Here is an 18,801-nt window from a genome sequence, read left to right as displayed (position 1 = left end):
CTCGGCCCGTTTTTCCTGCGACGCTTACTGAGCTTGTTTCGCTGCAGCCACTTGCGCTGCCACTTCGGCAGCGAAGTCGTCTTGCTTCTTCTCGATGCCCTCGCCCACCACGTACATGGCGAACGACTTGACGGTGGTATTGGCCGCCTTCAGCATCTGTTCCACGCTTTGCTTGTCGTTCTTCACGAAAGCCTGGTTGAACAGGGACACTTCCTTCAGGTACTTCTGCACCGAACCATCGACCATCTTGGCGACGATATCAGCCGGCTTGCCGGATTCGGCAGCCTTCAGGGCGGCGACCGAACGTTCCTTCTCGATCAGGTCGGCCGGCACTTGCTCGGCCGACAGGGCGACCGGCTTCATGGCAGCGATGTGCATGGCCACGTCCTTGCCCACTTGCTCTTCGGCGCCGTCGAACTCGACGATCACACCGATGCGGGTGCCGTGCAGGTAGGAAGCCAGCTTGCCGCTGGTTTCGAAACGCTGGAAGCGACGGAACGACATGTTCTCGCCGATGCGGCCGATCAGTTCGGTGCGCAGTTCTTCCAGGGTCTTGCCGTCGGGCAGCTTGCAGGCGCCCAGGGCAGCCACGTCAGCCGGGTTCTGCTCGACCACCAGCTTGGCAGCGGCTTCGACCAGACCGATGAACTCGTCGTTCTTGGTCACGAAGTCGGTTTCGCAGTTCACTTCGACCAGGGCGCCGACATTGCCAGCGATGTAGGTCGAAATCACGCCTTCTGCGGTGATGCGGGAAGAGGCCTTGGAAGCCTTGCTGCCCAGCTTGACGCGCAGAATCTCTTCGGCCTTGGCCATGTCGCCATCGGCTTCGGTCAGCGCCTTCTTGCATTCCATCATCGGCGCGTCGGTCTTCGCGCGCAGATCGCCCACCATTGCTGCGGTAATTGCCGCCATACTTTTCTCCTGACTTGGAGGCATCCCGCGCTTGCGGCATGCCTGAAACTCGAAAATTGAATCAAAAAAAAGGGGCCACTGCGTCACTACCCGCTGTTACCCCTTTTTGAACTACCGTACTACCGGAAGAGCAGAATCAAGCCTGCTCGACCTCGACGAATTCATCGCCCTTGACGGCTTCAACGACGTCATTGACGGCGTTGGCGCGGCCTTCCAGCACGGCGTCAGCCATGCCGCGAGCGTACAGAGCGATCGCCTTGGCGGAATCGTCGTTACCCGGGATCACGTAGGTGACGCCTTCGGGCGAGTGGTTGGTGTCGACCACGCCGATGACCGGAATGCCCAGCTTGGCGGCTTCGGTGATGGCGCCCTTGTGGTAGCCGACGTCGATGACGAAGATGGCGTCAGGAATGCCGCCCATGTCCTTGATGCCGCCGATGGCCTTCTGCAGCTTTTCCTGTTCACGGGTGAACAGCAGGGCTTCCTTCTTCGACAGCTTCTCGACCGAACCGTCTTCGATGGCAGCTTCCATGTCCTTCAGGCGCTTGATCGAGGTCTTGATGGTCTTGAAGTTGGTCAGCATGCCGCCCAGCCAGCGCTGGTCAACGTAGGGCACGCCGGCGCGTTGCGCTTCTGCAGCCAGGATTTCGCGGGCTTGACGCTTGGTGCCGACGAACAGGATGGTGCCGCGGTTGGCCGACAGCTGGCGCACGTACTTGACGGCTTCCTGGTACATGCCCAGGGTCTTTTCCAGGTTGACGATGTGAATCTTGTTGCGATGACCGAAAATGAAGGGGGCCATCTTGGGGTTCCAGAAGCGGGTTTGGTGACCGAAGTGGACACCGGCTTCCAGCATTTCGCGCATGGTAACGGACATGAATTTCTCCAGGGTTAGGTCTGGAATCCGCTCGGTCATCCGGCTCATGCAGCCGGACACCCTTTTAGCGAACGGATTCGCGTTTCAAAAGATTTTTACGACGGTTTTTACATCATTTATTGCCAAAGTTGCATGAAGAATCATTCCGCACACCGCATTCGACAACCAATCTGTGGTTTTCAGATCAGCCCGGCATTCTACTCGACCCTACACTTTTGTTCAAGTAGCACATAAAACCGGGTCGCACAGTCGACGCCAGGCCGCGCCCTGCTGCTCCGAGCGGGCAAAACAGAAACCACCCCCATCATCTATAATCCCGTCTTGACGATTTTCTAGCGAATTGCGATTTATCATGGGCAACATCACCATCAAGACCGCCGAAGACATCGAAGGCATGCGCGTGGCCGGCCGCCTGGCCGCCGAGGTGCTGGACTACATCACCCCCTTCGTGAAACCGGGCGTGACCACCGGCGAGATCGACCGCCTCTGCCACGAGTACATGACCAACGTGCAAGGCAGCATCCCGGCCCCGCTGAACTATTGCCCGCCGGGCTACACGCCCTACCCCAAGGCCATCTGCACGTCCCTGAACGATGTGATCTGCCACGGCATCCCGGGCGACAAGGTGATGAAGGACGGCGACGTGCTCAACATCGACGTCACCATCATCAAGAACGGCTACCACGGCGACACCAGCCGCATGTTCTTCCTGGGTGAGCCCTCCATCCTGGCCCGCCGCCTGACCGAGATCACCTATGAATGCATGTGGCTGGGCATCTCCAAGATCAAGCCCGGCGCACATCTGGGCGACATCGGCCACGTCATCCAGCAGCACGCCGAAAAAGCCGGCTACAGCGTGGTGCGCGAATTCTGCGGTCACGGCATCGGCAAGGTGTTCCACGAAGAACCGCAGGTGCTGCACTACGGCCGCCCCGGCACGCTGGAGAAACTGGAAGCCGGCATGATCTTCACGGTGGAACCAATGATCAACGCCGGCCGCCGCGAAATCCGCGAAATGGGCGACGGCTGGACCATCAAGACCAAGGACCGCAGCCTGTCGGCGCAGTGGGAACATACCGTACTGGTCACCGAAACCGGCTTCGAAGTGCTGACCGTCTCGCCCGGCATGCCGGCGCCGCCGGCCTTCATCCAGAACCAGGTCGCCACCCCGGCGTAATCCTGATGGCCGCAAATCTGTGCACGCCCCTTCATCTGCACAGTTTCCGGCATAAAACCTGCTTGGGGCGCGAAGCCGCATGGGGATGCGGCTTTGTTCATATGGGCGCTGCCCCGCCGCCCTGCCTGCTCTGATTGCCTACCACGATGCCCACACTCGCCATCACGCTCAAGAAACAGCTCAAGGCCGCGCGCCAGCAAGCCATCGAGGTGTTCCAGTCCAACCACAAGACCGAGCAGTTGCTGGCGCAATTGCGCCGCAACGTCGACGAAGCCCTGACGCGGGCCTGGGAAGAACTGGGCATGTCCGGCAATGCCGCCCTGGTGGCAGTGGGCGGCTATGGCCGTGGCGAACTGTTCCCGCATTCGGACGTGGACGTGCTGATCCTGCTGGACCAGGCCCCGGATGCGGCCAAGAAGGAAAAGCTGGAATCCCTGGTGCAACTGTTCTGGGACATCGGCCTGGAAATCGGCCACAGCATCCGCACCATCGACGAATGCCTGGACGAATCGGCCGCCGACATCACGGTGCAGACCAGCCTCCTGGAAGCGCGTCTGGTCACGGGCAGCCGCACCCTCTTCAAGCGGCTGCAGGAGCGCTATCAGGCCGCGCTGGACCCGCTGGCCTTCTTCCAGGCCAAGACCCTGGAAATGCGCCAGCGCCACATCAAATATGAAGACACGCCCTACAGTCTCGAACCCAACTGCAAGGAAAGCCCCGGCGGCCTGCGCGACCTGCAGGTGATCCTGTGGGTGGCCAAGGCGGCCGGGCTGGGCAACTCCTGGGCCGAACTGGCCGTGCACGGCATGCTGACCTCTACCGAGGCGCGCCAGCTGCGCCAGAAGGAACGCGCCTTCAAGGACATCCGCATCCGCCTGCACATCCTCACCGACCGCCGCGAAGACCGGCTGGTGTTCGACATCCAGACCCAGCTTGCCGAAACCTTCGGCTTCAAGACCACCGACACGCGCCGCGCCAGCGAATACCTGATGCAGCGCTACTACTGGGCCGCCAAGGCCGTGACCCAGTTGAACACCATCCTGCTGCAGAACATCGAAGCCCACCTCTTCCCGCAACAGGCGGTGCCACGCCCGCTCACCGAGCGCTTCAACGAAGTCAACGGCTTCGTCGACATCGCCCATGACAAGGTGTTTGAAGAAACGCCCTCGGCGATGTTCGAAGTCTTCCTGGTGCTGGCCGAGCATCCGGAACTCAAGGACATGTCCGCACGCACCCTGCGCGCGCTCTGGCATGCCCGCTTCAAGATCGACAATGCCTTCCGCGCCGATCCCGAGAATCACCGCCTGTTCATGCGGATCATCCAGAGCAAGCGCGGCATCCTCCACGCCCTGCGCGGGATGAATGCCACCAGCGTGTTGGGCCGCTATCTGCCGAACTTCCGCCAGATCGTCGGGCAGATGCAGCATGACCTGTTCCACGTCTACACGGTGGACCAGCACATCCTGATGGTGGTGCGTAACGTGCGTCGCTTCACCATGAGCGAACATGCGCATGAATATCCCTTCTGCAGCCAGCTCATGGCCAACTTCGGCCAGCCCTGGGTACTGTATGTGGCGGCGCTGTTCCACGACATCGCCAAGGGCCGCGGCGGCGATCACTCCAAGCTGGGCATGGCCGATGCACGCGCCTTCTGCGAGCAGCATGGCATCTCGGAAGAGAACACCGAACTCATCGTCTTCCTGGTCGAGCAGCACCTGGCCATGTCGCACGTGGCGCAAAAGCAGGACATGTCGGACCCCGACGTCATCACCGCCTTCGCCCAGCTGGTCAAGGATGAGCGCCACCTGACCGCGCTCTACCTGCTGACGGTGGCCGACATCCGCGGCACCAGCCCCAAGGTCTGGAACGCCTGGAAAGGCAAGCTGCTCGAAGATCTCTACCGCATGACCCTGCGCGTACTGGGCGGCGAAGCCCCCTCGGCCGACCGCGAACTGAAAAATACCCAGCAGGAAGCCATCAAGACCCTGCGCCTGTACGGCCTGCCGGCCGACGCCCACGAAGCGCTGTGGAAGCAGCTGGACGTGGCCTACTTCCTGCGCCACGATGCCTCCGACATCGCCTGGCAGACGCGCTGCTTCTACGACAAGGTGGAGACCGGCGTGCCGCTGGTACGCTGCCGTCTGGCACCGATTGGCGAAGGCGTTCAGGTGGCGGTCTACACGCCTGACCGCCCCGACCTGTTTGCGCGCATCTGCAGCTACTTCGATGAAAAAAGCTTCAGTATCTTCGACGCCAAGATCCACACCACCCGCAACAACTATGCGCTGGATGCCTTCCTCATCAATGCGCCGGTCTTCGCCAAGAACTACCGCGACATCATCAACCTGATCGAGCACGAACTGGGTGCCCTGCTGCAGTCCGACGCCCCCCTGCCGGCACCGTCCAAGGCACGTCTGTCGCGCCTGTCGCGCACCTTCCCGGTCAATCCCTCGGTGGACCTGCGCCCCGATGAGCGCGGCCAGTACTACCTGCTGTCGGTCTCGGCCAATGACCGCGCCGGGCTGCTGTATTCGATCTCCAACGTGCTGGCCAAGTACCGCATCAACCTGCACACCGCCAAGGTGATGACCCTGGGCGAGCGCGTGGAAGACGTGTTCCTCATCGACGGCCCCGGCCTGTCCCAGCCGCGCAACCAGATCCTGCTGGAAACCGAACTGCTGCAGACCCTGCGCATCTGACCCGCCTCCCCCTGTCCGCGCTGCCGCCCGCGTCTGGCGCGGCGGCGCGGCTGGTCGTACAATCTCACCCTCGCCGCTGGCCGGCCCTCCGTTTTTCGCAAGGCAATCCCCATGACTGAACCTGTACGACTTTCCAAACGCATGTCCGAACTCGGCCTGTGCTCGCGCCGCGAAGCCGACGAATGGATAGAAAAAGGCTGGGTGCGCGTGGATGGCCAGGTGGTGTCGGTGCTGGGTAGCAAGGTGCTGCCACACCAGAAGGTCACCGTGGAACGCCAGGCCAGCGCCGAGCAGGCCCAGCGCGTGACCATCCTCATCAACAAGCCTATGGGCTACGTCAGCGGGCAGGCCGAGGATGGCTACAAGCCGGCCGTGGTGCTGGTCAACGAACAGTCGCGCTGGGCCGAAGACCAGACCGAGATGCGCTTCCACCCGCGCCAGTTGAAGAGCCTGGTGCCGGCCGGACGGCTGGACATCGATTCGGTGGGCCTCTTGGTACTGACCCAGGATGGCCGCATCGCCAAGCAATTGATCGGCGAGGATTCGGCGGTCGACAAGGAATACCTGGTGCGCGTGCAATACACCCGCCCGGGCAAGCTGCCCGAATCCGATCTCAAGCGCCTGAACCACGGCCTGATCATGGATGGCAAGCCGCTGCGTCCGGCCAAGGTGATGTGGCAGAACGAGGATCAGCTGCGCTTCATCCTGCGCGAAGGCAAGAAGCGCCAGATCCGCCGCATGTGCGATATGGTCGGCCTGAAGGTGATCGGCTTGAAGCGCGTGCGCATCGGTGGCGTCAAGCTGGGCGAGCTGCCGACGGGTCAGTGGCGGTATCTGCGGCCGGACGAAAAGTTCTAGGCAGCACATGACCAAAAAACAAAGACCCTGATCGAAAAATCAGGGCCTTTATGTGTTCGTCATTCGATATCAATAAGGCACCGTTCATCCTGAGTAGGGCCGCAAGGCCCGTATCGAAGGCGCAGCGTCCGTACGCCTTCGATACGCGGCGATGCCGCCGCTACTCAGGACGAACGGCAGGTTGATGGACCGCCCGGCCGTCCTGAGATCAGAGGAAACGATCCAGTATCTTGCGGCTGTGCTTGTCCAGCGCCTTCTGGTCGCGGATCAGGAACTGGATGCCGTGGCTGTCCGCAATCAGCAAGGCCGGTGCCGCCAGACGACGGATATCTTCCTCGCCCTTGAGCGTGAAGGTGGTGGTGCCGCGCGTGGTCTGCACGGTCCAGTCGCTGGGCGTGGCAAAGGTGGAGACGCTGACGATGCGCTGGATCTCCGGCATGAATTCGCGGCTGGCCAGTTCTTCCTCGATCAGGCGGCGCGTCGGGGCATCCACTTCGTCCAGGGTATCGATCCAGGCCAGCTCATGGCCGTCGCTGCTGACCAGAGAAAGGCCGCGTTCAGGCGATGTGATCGGAAATGCACGCACCGGAATCACGTGCTCGTGCAGGCCGCCCTGGGCGTCGGTCAGCACCAGACGTCCAAAAGCGTTGCGTTCCAAAGTGAAGGTTTGGGCAGAATTCATCAGAGTGCTCATGGCTTATTCACCCTTCTCTTCTTCGCTCACCGAGACCTCGGCCTCGCCGTCAGGATTGCGCGCCTGTGCCTGGTAGAGCTTGTAGTAATGCCCTTCACGGGCCATCAGTTCTTCGTGATTGCCGACCTCGACCACCTGGCCGCGATCCAGCACCACCAGACGATCGGCCTTGCGCAGCGTGGACAGGCGGTGGGCGATGGCGATCGTGGTACGGCCTTGCACCAGGTTGTCCAGCGCCTTCTGGATTTCCTTTTCGGTGGTGGTATCGACCGAGGACGTGGCCTCATCCAGGATCAGGATGCGCGGGTCGATCAGCAGTGCGCGCGCAATCGAGATGCGCTGGCGTTCACCGCCTGACAAGGCCTGGCCGCGCTCGCCCACCAGCGAGTCATACCCCTGCGGCAGGCGCAGGATGAATTCATGCGCGTGGGCGGCACGGGCGGCGGCGATGATTTCCTCACGGGTGGCTTCCGGCTTGCCGTAGGCGATGTTCTCGGCAATGGTGCCGAAGAACAGGAAGGGTTCCTGCAGCACCAGACCGATGTTGCGGCGGTATTCGGAAATCGGCAGCGAACGGATGTCCACGCCATCGATGCGGATCGCGCCTTCGGAGACATCATAAAAGCGGCAGATCAGGTTCACCATGGTGGACTTGCCCGAACCGCTGTGGCCGACCAGACCGATCATCTCGCCCGGCGCAATGGACAGGCTCATGTTGCGGATCACCGCACGGTTGCCATAGCGGAAGCCGATGTTGCGCACTTCGATGGCGCCCTGCACCTTCTCCAGGTGCACCGGATTGGCCGGCTCCGGCACGCTGGAGACGTGATCCAGGATGTCGAAGATGCGCTTGGCGCCGGCCGCGGCCTTCTGCGTGACCGAAACGATGCGGCTCATCGAATCCAGGCGGGTATAGAAGCGGCTGATATAAGCCAGGAAGGCGGTCAGCACACCCACCGTGATCTGGTTGCTGGAGACCTGCCAGATCCCGAACACCCAGACCACCAGCAAGCCCACTTCGGTCAGGAAAGTCACGGTCGGGGTGAACAGCGACCAGATCTTGTTCACCCGGTCATTGACCATCAGGTTGTGGCGGTTGGCCTCACGGAAACGCGCCACTTCGCGCTTTTCCTGCGCAAAGGCCTTCACCACGCGGATGCCGGGGATGGTATCGGCCAGCACATTGGTCACTTCCGACCAGATGCGGTCGATCTTCTCGAAGCCGTGACGCAGGCGGTCGCGCACCACGTGGATCATCCAGGCGATGAAGGGCAGCGGCAGCAGGGTCACCAGCGCCAGCCAGGGATTGATGGAGATCAGGATGGCCGCCGTCATGATGATCATCAACACGTCGATGGCGAAATCCAGCAGATGCAGCGACAGGAACACGCAGATGCGGTCGGTCTCCGATCCGATGCGCGCCATCAGGTCGCCGGTGCGCTTGCCGCCGAAATATTCCTGCGACAGCCGCAACAGGTGGGCATAGGTGGTGGTGCGCAGGTCCGCGCCGATGCGCTCCGAGACCAGCGCCAGGATATAGGTCCGTGCCCAGCCCAGGCCCCAGGCCAGCAATGCCGCACCCAGCAGGCCCGACAGGTAGAGCGTGGCCAGATGGGTATCGATGGGGGCGCCGTTCTGGAACGGGATCAACACGTTGTCCATCAGCGGCATCGTCATGTACGGCGGCACCAGCGTGGCGGCGGTGGAGGCCAGCGTCAGCAGGAAGCCCAGCAGCAGCGAGCCCTTGTAGGGCTTGGCAAAGCGCGACAGGCGGAACAGCGCCCAGGTGGAAGGCGGCGCTTCCTTGGTCTCGGGGCAGATGGCACAGGTTTCCTGGCCTTCGGGCAGCACGGCCTTGCAGGTCGGGCAGACGTCACCTTCTTCCTCGGCCCGCACGCCCGAGGCCAGCAGTTCGCGCTGCTGCTCGAACAGCTTGATCAGGCGCAGCGCCTGCGGGTTCTGCGCCAGGGTATAACGCCAGGCGGCCAGGCGGCCGGCACCGTCGCACAGTTCCAGCGTGCCCACGCCGGCGTGGTCGGCATGCTTCAGTTGCAGCGCGGGGCGATAGGGCCAGTCCTGCCATGTCTGTCCGTCCGGGGCCGCGGCCAGCAGGCGCTGGTCGGTGGCCACCACCAGCGAGGACTTGAAGTGCAGCTGGGCGTCCAGGTCCAGCTCCAGCCAGGCCAGCACGGATTCACCGGGCGCCAGGCGGGCAGCAGTTTCCGTTTGCCAGCGCTCGGGCAGGCTGGCGGTCGCGGAAGGTATTGAGTCAGTAGTCATGTAACGGCAACGTTGAGGCCCGAAGCGAGCAGTTTGGCTAGGTATTTGAGTATTCGAGGGAGTTCAGGTCTCGCCGGACCTGTTGTCTTGATGCCTGCAGGGATGTGCCAACGGGCAGCGCGCGATTATAGCGCAGCGTCCCCCGTTCCCCATCGACGATCTGCGTGCCCATCTGTGGCCGCCCTTCCGATAACGCGAGAGCGCACCAAACGGTGTACCGGGATGTTCATTCGCTACCGCACAGCTATGAAGATTCCCGCTCAATGCGAATGGCCGGAGCGCCAACATCTTCACATGCCTGCAGCAAGACAAGCAGCCCGCGGTTTTTTATGCCCCCATTGCCACGGCAGCGGGACAGTCTGCGACAATATCGTTCATATCCACCCTTTTCCCCTCTGCCTGCCCGATGAACCCCGCATTTCGCCCGCGCCGCTCTGTTCTTCCCCCATGCAACAGGCGCGCTGATCGTTTTCTTTGAGGCAATCTCATCTTTCATTCATTTATTGCATACGACAAATGCAGTAAACCAAAAGCCGCGCTGCGCGTTACTGATCCATGCGTTATTCTGACAGGGCGCTGACCGGCTTTGCCGGACGGCGCCCTGGTACGGCCGATGCGGCCCGGATCGGCCAACGGTCTCAGGCGCCTTGGGCAACTACAGCGGACTCCCCACCACACATGAAAAACATCGAATTCCTCCGTTTCCTGAATCTCAAGGGCCCCAACATCTGGACCTACCGTTCCGCGCTCGAAGTGTGGATCGATATCGGCGAACTGGAAGACTTTCCCTCCAATACCATTCCCGGCTTCGTCGACCGCCTGACCACCTGGCTACCGACCCTGATCGAACACCGCTGCAGCTATGAAGAACGCGGCGGCTTCGTACGTCGCCTGCATGAAGGCACCTGGCCCGGCCACATCCTGGAACATGTCACGCTGGAACTGCAGAACCTGGCCGGCCTGCCCGGCGGCTTCGGCAAGGCGCGCGAGACCAATGTGCGCGGCGTCTACAAGGTGGTGGTGCGCGCCCGCCATGAAACGGTCACCCGCGCAGCGCTCTTCGCCGCCCGCGACCTGGTGATGGCCGCCATCGAAGATCAGCCGTACGACCTCGATGCCACCCTGCGCAAGCTGCGCCGCATGGTCGACCGCCTGTGCCTCGGTCCCAGCACCGCTTGCATCGTGGACGCCGCCGACGAGCGCCGCATCCCCACCATCCGCCTCTCCGAAGGCAACCTGGTGCAACTGGGCCACGGCTGCAAGTCGCGCCGCATCTGGACCGCCGAATCCGACCAGACCGGCGCGATTGCCGAAGGCATCTCGCGTGACAAGGACCTCACCAAGTCGCTGCTGGAAACCTGCGGCGTGCCGGTCCCCGAAGGCCGCCTGGTGGACAGCCCGGAAGACGCCTGGGATGCCGCCCAGGACATCGGCCTGCCGGTGGTGGTCAAGCCCTGCGATGCCAACCACGGCCGTGGCGTCTTCATCAACTTGAATACCCGCGAGGAAATCGAGACCGCCTTCAAGGTCGCGCTGGAAGAAGGCAGCGGCGTGCTGGTCGAACGCTTCATCCCGGGCCTGGAACACCGCCTGCTGATCGTCGGCGGCAAGCTGGCCGCCGCCGCCCGTGGTGAACCGATCTTCATCGTCGGCGATGGCAAGTCCACCGTGCAGGATCTGCTGGACGAACTGAACCGCGATCCGCGCCGCGGCCTGCTGGAAGAACACCTGCTGGACCCGGTGCTGCTGGACCGTGAACCGGCCGCCGCGCTGGAACTGCAGCGCCAGAACCTGACCACCGAATCGGTGCCCGCTGCCGGTCGCCGCATCCTGCTGCTGCGCAATGGCAACGTTTCCTCCGACATCACCGACCTGGTGCACCCGAGCGTGGCCGCTGCCGCCTCGCTGGCCGCGCGCATCGTCGGCCTGGACATCGCCGGCGTGGACATCGTGGCCGAAGACATTTCCCGTCCGCTGCAAGACCAGGGCGGCGCCATCGTCGAGGTCAACGCCGGCCCCGGCCTGCTGATGCATCTGAAGCCCTCGGACGGCAAGCCGCGTCCGGTCGGCGAAGCCATCATCGACAACCTGTTCGGCCCGGAAGAAAACGGTCGCATCCCCATCGTCGGCGTCACCGGCACCCACGGCAAGACCACCATCGCCCGCCTGATCGCGCGCATCGTGCATCTGTCGGGCAAGCACGTGGGCCTGGCCTGCGGCGAAGGCCTGTATTTCGGCGAACGCCAGATCGAGCGCGGCAACCGCGCCACCTGGGACGCCGCCCATCGCGTGCTGTTGAACCGCGCGGTGGAAGCCGCCGTGTTCGAGAACGGCAGCGCCGCCATCCTGGCCGAAGGCCTGGCCTATGACCGCTGCCTGGTCGGCGTGGTCGCCAACATCGATCCCACCGACAGCCTGCCCGAGTTCTACATCGAGAACGCCGAGCAGATCGCCACCAAGGTCAAGCGCACCCAGGTCGATCTGGTACTGCCCGAAGGCGCCGCCGTGCTCAATGCCGACGACCCGCTGGTGGCCGACATGGCCCAGCTGTGCGATGGCGAAGTCATCTTCTTCAGCACCGATCCGGCTTCCGAACTGCTGGCCAGCCACCTGAAGGAAGGCGGTCGTGCCGTGTTCCTGCGCGATGGCGACCTGATCCAGGCCGATGGCCAGCGCCAGTGCAAGGTCAGCTCGGTGGATGCCATCCCGCTGACCGAAAACGGCGCCGTCGCCTACCAGGTCGAGAACGTGCTGGCCGCCGTCGGTGCCGCCTGGGCGCTGGGCATCGGACCCGAGGTGATCCGTGCCGGCATCGAGCTGTTCGGTACCGAACGCGCCGAAGAGCAAGGCCTGAAGTTCAAGAGCCAGGCGGCCTGAGCCCGGCACGCCTGACCGATTCAAGATCAAGAGACACCTAGGAAAAATTGTCCATGGACGTATCCCGCATTCGCGCCCTGCGCGGCCCCAATCTCTGGAGCAGACATACTGCCATCGAAGCCATCGTTTCCTGCCCGGAAAACGAGCGCGTCATCGATGACATGCCCGGCTTCGAACTGCGCCTGCGCGCCCGCTTCCCGCAGATCGGCTTCCTCGAACCCGATGGCGGCAAGCAGGTCGTCTCCATGGCCCACGCCCTGGCTGCCGCTGCCCTGGCACTGCAAAGCCAGGCCGGCTGCCCGGTGACCTTCAGCCGCACGGTATCGACCGTCGATACCGGCATCTATCAGGTGGTGGTGGAATACAGCGAAGAAGAAGTCGGCCGCCTGGCCTTCGATCTGGCGCTGGAACTGGTGCGCGCCGCCCAGGCGGATACGCCCTTCGACCTCACCGGCGCCCTGGCCCGCATCCGCGAACTGGATGAGGACGTGCGCCTGGGCCCCTCGACCGGCTCCATCGTCAACGCCGCCATCAAGCGCGGCATCCCCTATCGCCGCCTGACCCAGGGCAGCATGGTGCAATTCGGCTGGGGCAGCCGCCAGAAACGTATCCAGGCCGCCGAAACCAGCAACACCAGCGCCATTGCCGAATCGATTGCGCAAGACAAGGACCTGACCAAGATGCTGCTGCACGCCGCCGGCGTGCCGGTGCCCAATGGCCGCGTGGTCGAGACCGTGGAAGATGCCCTCAAGGCGGCCGAGGAAATCGGCTCGGCCGTGGTCATCAAGCCGCTCGACGGCAACCAGGGCAAGGGCGTGGCGGTCAACGTCAGCACCCCGGAACAGATCACCCGCGCCTTCAACAATGCGGCCCTGATCAGCGATGAGGTCATCGTCGAACGCTACCTGCCCGGCCACGACTTCCGCCTGCTGGTGATCGGCAAGACCCTGGTGGCGGCGGCCCGCCGCGATCCGCCGCAAGTCATCGGCGACGGCGTGCACACCATCCGCCAGCTGATCGATCAGGTCAACGCCGACCCGCTGCGCGGCGACGGCCATGCGACTTCGCTGACCAAGATCCGCCTGGACGACATCGCCCTGTCGGTGCTGGCCGGCCAGAACCTGGACCCGGAAGCCATCCCCGCCCAGGGCGTGCGCGTGGTCCTGCGCAACAATGCCAACCTCTCCACCGGCGGTACCGCCACCGATGTCACCGATGACGTACACCCGGACGTCGCTGCACGCGCCATCGCGGCGGCGCAGATGGTCGGGCTCGATATCTGCGGCGTGGACGTGGTTTGCAACTCGGTGCACATGTCGCTGGAAGAACAAGGCGGCGGCATCGTCGAAGTCAATGCCGCGCCCGGCCTGCGCATGCATCTCTCGCCCTCGTACGGCAAGGCGCGTGATGTGGGCGAAGCCATCATCTCGACCATGTATGAAGATGGCGACGATGGCCGCATCCCGGTCGTGGCCGTGGCCGGCACCAACGGCAAGACCACCACCGTGCGCCTGATCACCCACCTGCTGGCCAAGACCGGCCTGCGCGTGGGCATGACCAATACCGATGGCGTCTACATCGACGGCCAGCGTACCGATACCGGCGACTGCAGCGGCCCGCGCAGCGCCCGCAACGTACTGTTCCACCCGGATGTGGATGCCGCCGTGCTGGAAACCGCCCGTGGCGGGGTGCTGCGCGAGGGGCTCGGCTTCGACCGCTGCGCCGTGGCCGTGGTCACCAACATCGGCATGGGCGACCACCTGGGCCTGTCCTACATCAGCACCGTGGAAGACCTGGCCGTGGTCAAGCGCGTCATCGTCGAGAACGTGGCGCCGACGGGGACTGCCGTGTTGAATGCGGCCGACCCGATGGTCTCCAAGATGGCCTCTTCCTGCCCCGGCTCGGTGACCTTCTTCGCACTGGACCCGGCCCACCCGATCATGGCCACGCACCGTGCGCAAGGCCATCGCATCGTCTATCGCGACGGCGACGCCATCGTGGCCGCACAAGGCACGTTCGAAAAGCGCCTGAAGCTGTCCGGCATTCCGCTGACCCGCAGCGGCGCCATCGGCTTCCAGGTCGAGAACGTGATGGCGTCCGTGGGTGCCGCCTGGGCGCTAAACCTGGACTGGGAACAGATCACCGGCGCCCTGGCCAGCTTCATCAGCGACAGCGGTACCGCACCGGGCCGCTTCAACCTGTTCGACTACAAGGGCGCCACCCTGATCGCCGACTACGGCCACAACCCGGATGCCATCCAGGCCCTGATCAAGGCCGTCGACAGCATGCCGGCCAAGCGCCGCTCGGTGGTCATCAGCGGGGCCGGTGACCGCCGCGACGTCGACATCACGCGCCAGACCGAACTGCTGGGCGATGCCTTCGATGAAGTGGTGCTCTACCAGGACCAGTGCCAGCGCGGCCGTGAAGACGGCGAAGTGATTGCGCTGCTGCGTCAGGGCCTGCAAGGGGCCAAGCGTACCAGCGATGTGAAGGAAATCAACGGCGAATTCCTCGCCATCGATACCGCCCTCGCTTCCCTGCAGCCCGGCGACCTGTGCCTGATCCTGATCGACCAGGTGGAAGAGGCGCTGGCCCATATCGACCAGCGTGTGAAGGAAAGCGCCTGATTCCCCGAACGCGGTTTCATCGCTCCTGAAACGAACATCCCGGTCTGGTGCCGGGATGTTTTTTTTGCAGCGTCCTTGTTCAGTCGTCCTGGTTGGGATCCAGGTCCGGGAACAGCACTTCCGTAAATCCGAACTGGCGGAAGTCCCGAATGCGCATCGGATACAGGATGCCCTGCAGGTGATCGCACTCATGCTGCACTACGCGGGCATGGAAGCCATCGACAGTGCGGTCGATCTCGTTGCCGTGCTGGTCCACCCCCTGATAGCGCAAGCGGCTCCAGCGTGGCACCACGCCGCGCATGCCGGGCACCGACAGGCAACCTTCCCAGCCCTCTTCTTCCTCCTCCGACAAGGGCGTCAGCACCGGATTGATGAGCACCGTCTCGGGTACCGCCGGTGCATCCGGATAGCGCTGGTTATGGCCGAAGCCGAAGATCACCAGTTGCAGGTCCACCCCGATCTGCGGTGCCGCCAGCCCGGCGCCATTGACGGCGCGCATGGTCTCGAACATATCCTCGACCAGTTGCGCCAGTTCGGGCGTACCGAATTGCGTGACGGGCTGCGCCTGGCGCAGCAGGCGCGGGTCGCCCATTTTGAGGATCTCGCGTATTGCCATTGAAGCTCTCCATGAAAGACGCCCGGCAGGAACCGGGCGTCATTGTGCAAGCAGTGCGCCGCACAAGATGCGGGCGCTGGACAGCAGCAGCGATCAGCGCGCCTTGCTGGCCGCTTCCTGCAGGTACTCCGAAAAGGCCGGGCCGGTTTCCGGATGCTTCAGGCCCATGGCCACCATAGCCTTCAGGTAACCAAGCTTGGAGCCGCAATCATAACGCTGGCCCTGATAGCGGTAAGCCAGCACGGATTCGGCCTGCATCAGCTTGGCGATGCCGTCGGTGAGCTGGATCTCGCCACCGGCACCGCGCGGGATGTTTTCCAGATAGTGGAAGATGCGGCTGTTCAACACGTAGCGGCCCACCACGGCCAGCGTGGACGGAGCTTCTTCCGGCGCCGGCTTTTCGACGATGGCGTTGATGCGTTCCAGGTCCGGCTGGTAAGGCGTGGCGCTGACGATGCCGTACTGGCGGGTATCGCTCTTGGGCACTTCCTGCACGGCCAGCATGCTCATGCCTTCACGTGCATAGATGTCGGTCATCTGCGCCAGCACCGGCTTGACGCCTGGATCGGTATCCATGAAGTCGTCGGCCAGCAGGATGGCGAAGGGTTCTTCACCCACCACCGGACGCGCGCACAGCACCGCGTGGCCCAGACCCAGCGGCTCGGACTGGCGGATGAAGATGCAATTGACGCTCTTGGGCACGACGTTGCGCACGATTTCCAGCAGCTTCAGCTTGCCGGCAGCCTCCAGCTCGCTTTCCAGCTCATACGCCTTGTCGAAGTGGTCTTCGATGGCGCGCTTGTTGCGGCCGGTGATGAACACCATTTCAGTGATGCCGGCAGCGACCGCCTCTTCCACTGCGTAATGGATCAGCGGCTTGTCGACGATGGGCAGCATTTCCTTGGGCTGCGCCTTGGTGGCGGGCAGGAAACGGCTACCGAGACCGGCGACAGGAAAAACGGCTTTCTTGATCTTCTTGATCATCATCACTCCGAGGTAAAAAGAGGTCTTGCTATATTGTTATGCTGATATCCTGCACCGCGGTCCCGGAGTCCAGGACTGCATACCGGCGGCATTGTATATGAATAAAAAGACAAGGTGATTACGCTGCTGACGGATCCTGACCGGCGCACAGCGCCTTGAGCCCGTCTTCGTCGAGGATGGCGATGCCCAGCTCCTCAGCCTTGGCCAGCTTGCTGCCGGCTTCGGCACCGGCGACCACGTAGCTGGTCTTCTTGGAGACCGAACCGGAGACCTTGCCGCCAGCCGCCTCGATCAGCGCAGAGGCCTCATCGCGGGACAGGTTGGGCAAGGTGCCGGTCAGCACGAAGGTCTTGCCGGCCAGGTGCTTGGCGCCGCCCTCCACGCCTTCGCTCTCGGGCCAGTGTACGCCGACCGCGCGCAATTGCTCGACCAGCTCCACATTGAGCGGATCGCTGAAGAAGGCGCGAATCGAGGCTGCCACCACCGGTCCGATGTCGGCCACTTCCAGCAATTGTTCTTCGCTGGCGGCCAGCACCTTGTCGATGCCGCCGAAGTGGCGCGCCAGTTCCTTGGCGGTGGCTTCGCCCACGTGGCGGATGCCCAGCGCATAGATGAAGCGGGCCAGCGTGGTGGACTTGGATTTCTGCAGCGCGTCCAGCACGTTCTGCGCCGATTTCTCGGCCATGCGGTCCAGCTCGGCCAGGGCCGACAAGCCCAGGCGGTAGAGATCGGCGGGCGTATTGACGACCTGGCGGTCCACCAGTTGCTCCACCAGCTGCTCGCCCAGGCCTTCAATATCCATGGCACGGCGTGAAGCAAAATGCTGCAGTCCGCCCTTGCGCTGTGCTGAACATTTCAGCCATCCACCCGAGCAGCGCGCCACCGCTTCATCTTCGGCGCGCACGATGGGCGAGCCGCACACCGGGCAGCTGGCGGGCATGACGAAAGCGCGCGCATCGGCCGGACGCTTCTCGGGTACGAAAGCCACGACTTCAGGAATCACGTCACCGGCGCGGCGCACGATGACGGTATCGCCGATCTGGATATCCTTGCGGCGCACTTCATCTTCGTTATGCAGGGTGGCGTTGGTGACCGTGACTCCGCCGACGAAGACGGGATTCAGGCGCGCCACCGGGGTGATGGCTCCGGTGCGGCCGACTTGCACTTCGATGTCCTGCACCACGGTCAGGGCTTCCTGCGCCGGAAATTTGTGAGCCAGCGCAAAGCGCGGGGCGCGCGAGACGAAGCCCAGGTGCTTTTGCTGGTCCAGCCGGTCGACCTTGTAGACCACGCCATCGATCTCGTAGGGCAGGCTCTCGCGCTTGGCGCCGATGCTGCGGAAGAAGTCCAGCAAGCCCGCCGCACCGGTGACCACGGCGCGCTCCTTGCAGACCGGCAGGCCCAGTTCCTGATACCAGTCCAGCAGGGCCGAATGCGAAGCCGGCATCTCGGCACCTTCCAGCACGCCGATGCCATAGGCGAAGAAGCGCAGCGTGCGTTGCGCGGTGATGCGCGAATCTAGCTGGCGCAGGCTGCCTGCGGCCGCATTGCGGGGGTTGGCGAATTCCTTCTGGCCGGCATCGCGCTGGCGCTGGTTCAGGCGTGCGAAGTCTTCCTTGTACATCAGCACTTCGCCGCGCACGTCGATCACCTCGGGGAGGTTCTCGCCATGCAGGCGCAGTGGAATGGCGCGCACGGTGCGGATGTTGGCGGTGACGTTTTCGCCGGTGGTGCCGTCGCCGCGCGTGGCAGCCTGCACCAAGACGCCGTTCTCGTAGCGCAGGCTGATGGCCAGGCCGTCGAACTTCAGTTCGGTGGCGTAGCGCACTTCCTGCAGGGTTTCCAGGCCGTCGCGCACGCGCTTGTCGAAGGCTTCGATGTCTTCGTCGGCAAAGCCGTTGCCCAGCGAGAGCATGGGGATGTCATGGCGCACCGGCTCGAACTGCGGCAGCGGACCGGCGCCCACGCGTTGCGTCGGCGAATCCGGCGTGAGCAGTTCGGGATGGGCGGTTTCCAGTGCCTGCAGCTCCTGAAACAGGCGGTCGTATTCGGCGTCCGGGATGCTGGGCTGGTCCAGCACGTAATAGCTGTGGTTGTGGCGGTTCAGTTCATCGCGCAGCGCATGGGCGCGCGACTGCCAGTCCGGCACCCCTTGCGGGGGCCGTCCGGCGGAAAACAAGTCGTCTTGCATCGTAGGGGG

Annotated in this window: 12 protein-coding genes; 5 read left to right on the top strand and 7 right to left on the bottom strand. The window is 63.5% G+C overall.

Features of this window, described 5'->3' with window-relative positions:
- Positions 1–24: 24 nt before the first annotated feature.
- Both tsf and rpsB read right to left on the bottom strand, forming a co-directional pair.
- On the bottom strand, positions 25–912 hold the full coding sequence (tsf, locus tag AACH55_RS10685) for a translation elongation factor Ts (protein WP_338719460.1): 888 nt from the start codon (positions 910–912) through the stop codon (positions 25–27).
- A gap of 136 nt (positions 913–1,048) precedes the next feature.
- A complete protein-coding gene (gene rpsB / locus AACH55_RS10680) occupies positions 1,049–1,789 on the bottom strand; it encodes a 30S ribosomal protein S2 (protein WP_338719458.1) in 741 nt (246 codons plus the stop codon).
- Positions 1,790–2,141: 352 nt separating this feature from the next.
- Between rpsB and map the strand changes: the two genes are divergently transcribed.
- The 3 genes from map (at position 2,142) to AACH55_RS10665 (ending at position 6,523) form a co-directional block, all read left to right on the top strand.
- Positions 2,142–2,966, top strand: coding sequence for a type I methionyl aminopeptidase (map, locus tag AACH55_RS10675; RefSeq protein WP_338719456.1), 825 nt, complete (start codon positions 2,142–2,144; stop codon positions 2,964–2,966).
- Positions 2,967–3,112: 146 nt separating this feature from the next.
- A complete protein-coding gene (locus AACH55_RS10670) occupies positions 3,113–5,665 on the top strand; it encodes a [protein-PII] uridylyltransferase (RefSeq protein WP_338719454.1) in 2,553 nt (850 codons plus the stop codon).
- Between the two features lie 111 nt (positions 5,666–5,776).
- Positions 5,777–6,523: a pseudouridine synthase gene (locus AACH55_RS10665; protein WP_175342508.1), complete on the top strand. Its 747-nt coding sequence runs from the start codon at positions 5,777–5,779 to the stop codon at positions 6,521–6,523.
- Positions 6,524–6,731: 208 nt separating this feature from the next.
- Here AACH55_RS10665 and AACH55_RS10660 read toward each other — a convergent pair whose 3' ends face one another.
- Positions 6,732–7,217, bottom strand: coding sequence for a DUF1854 domain-containing protein (locus AACH55_RS10660; protein WP_338719449.1), 486 nt, complete (start codon positions 7,215–7,217; stop codon positions 6,732–6,734).
- 3 nt (positions 7,218–7,220) lie between these two features.
- Complete coding sequence (locus AACH55_RS10655; protein WP_338719447.1) at positions 7,221–9,497, bottom strand: ABC transporter ATP-binding protein; 2,277 nt, start codon at positions 9,495–9,497, stop codon at positions 7,221–7,223.
- 678 nt (positions 9,498–10,175) lie between these two features.
- Here AACH55_RS10655 and cphA (AACH55_RS10650) point away from each other — a divergent pair.
- Complete coding sequence (cphA, locus tag AACH55_RS10650) at positions 10,176–12,374, top strand: cyanophycin synthetase (RefSeq protein ID WP_338719445.1); 2,199 nt, start codon at positions 10,176–10,178, stop codon at positions 12,372–12,374.
- A 53-nt stretch (positions 12,375–12,427) separates the two neighbouring features.
- A complete protein-coding gene (gene cphA, locus AACH55_RS10645) occupies positions 12,428–15,001 on the top strand; it encodes a cyanophycin synthetase (protein WP_338719443.1) in 2,574 nt (857 codons plus the stop codon).
- A 79-nt stretch (positions 15,002–15,080) separates the two neighbouring features.
- On the opposite strand, the gene def is transcribed toward cphA (AACH55_RS10645), so the two are convergent.
- The 3 genes from def to ligA form a co-directional block, all read right to left on the bottom strand.
- Positions 15,081–15,617 carry a peptide deformylase gene (def, locus tag AACH55_RS10640; protein WP_338719441.1) on the bottom strand — a complete coding sequence of 179 codons (537 nt, stop codon included), beginning with the start codon at positions 15,615–15,617 and terminating at the stop codon, positions 15,081–15,083.
- A gap of 93 nt (positions 15,618–15,710) precedes the next feature.
- Positions 15,711–16,601: a UTP--glucose-1-phosphate uridylyltransferase GalU gene (gene galU / locus AACH55_RS10635; RefSeq protein WP_338719439.1), complete on the bottom strand. Its 891-nt coding sequence runs from the start codon at positions 16,599–16,601 to the stop codon at positions 15,711–15,713.
- A gap of 118 nt (positions 16,602–16,719) precedes the next feature.
- Positions 16,720–18,792 carry an NAD-dependent DNA ligase LigA gene (ligA, locus tag AACH55_RS10630; protein WP_338719437.1) on the bottom strand — a complete coding sequence of 691 codons (2,073 nt, stop codon included), beginning with the start codon at positions 18,790–18,792 and terminating at the stop codon, positions 16,720–16,722.
- Between the last annotated feature and the right edge of the window lie 9 nt (positions 18,793–18,801).

It is taken from the genome of Herbaspirillum sp. DW155 (genome assembly GCF_037076565.1).
GTDB lineage: Bacteria > Pseudomonadota > Gammaproteobacteria > Burkholderiales > Burkholderiaceae_D > Herbaspirillum.
This window is presented reverse-complemented; position numbering and strand designations above follow the sequence as displayed.

What these genes read in the sequence shown, in the direction of transcription:
- tsf (WP_338719460.1), bottom strand. Translation starts at nt 912, where the DNA reads ATGGCGGCAATTACCGCAGCAATGGTGGGCGATCTGCGCGCGAAGACC.
- rpsB (WP_338719458.1), bottom strand. Translation starts at nt 1,789, where the DNA reads ATGTCCGTTACCATGCGCGAAATGCTGGAAGCCGGTGTCCACTTCGGT.
- map (WP_338719456.1), top strand. Translation starts at nt 2,142, where the DNA reads ATGGGCAACATCACCATCAAGACCGCCGAAGACATCGAAGGCATGCGC.
- AACH55_RS10670 (WP_338719454.1), top strand. Translation starts at nt 3,113, where the DNA reads ATGCCCACACTCGCCATCACGCTCAAGAAACAGCTCAAGGCCGCGCGC.
- AACH55_RS10665 (WP_175342508.1), top strand. Translation starts at nt 5,777, where the DNA reads ATGACTGAACCTGTACGACTTTCCAAACGCATGTCCGAACTCGGCCTG.
- AACH55_RS10660 (WP_338719449.1), bottom strand. Translation starts at nt 7,217, where the DNA reads ATGAGCACTCTGATGAATTCTGCCCAAACCTTCACTTTGGAACGCAAC.
- AACH55_RS10655 (WP_338719447.1), bottom strand. Translation starts at nt 9,497, where the DNA reads ATGACTACTGACTCAATACCTTCCGCGACCGCCAGCCTGCCCGAGCGC.
- cphA (WP_338719445.1), top strand. Translation starts at nt 10,176, where the DNA reads ATGAAAAACATCGAATTCCTCCGTTTCCTGAATCTCAAGGGCCCCAAC.
- cphA (WP_338719443.1), top strand. Translation starts at nt 12,428, where the DNA reads ATGGACGTATCCCGCATTCGCGCCCTGCGCGGCCCCAATCTCTGGAGC.
- def (WP_338719441.1), bottom strand. Translation starts at nt 15,617, where the DNA reads ATGGCAATACGCGAGATCCTCAAAATGGGCGACCCGCGCCTGCTGCGC.
- galU (WP_338719439.1), bottom strand. Translation starts at nt 16,601, where the DNA reads ATGATCAAGAAGATCAAGAAAGCCGTTTTTCCTGTCGCCGGTCTCGGT.
- ligA (WP_338719437.1), bottom strand. Translation starts at nt 18,792, where the DNA reads ATGCAAGACGACTTGTTTTCCGCCGGACGGCCCCCGCAAGGGGTGCCG.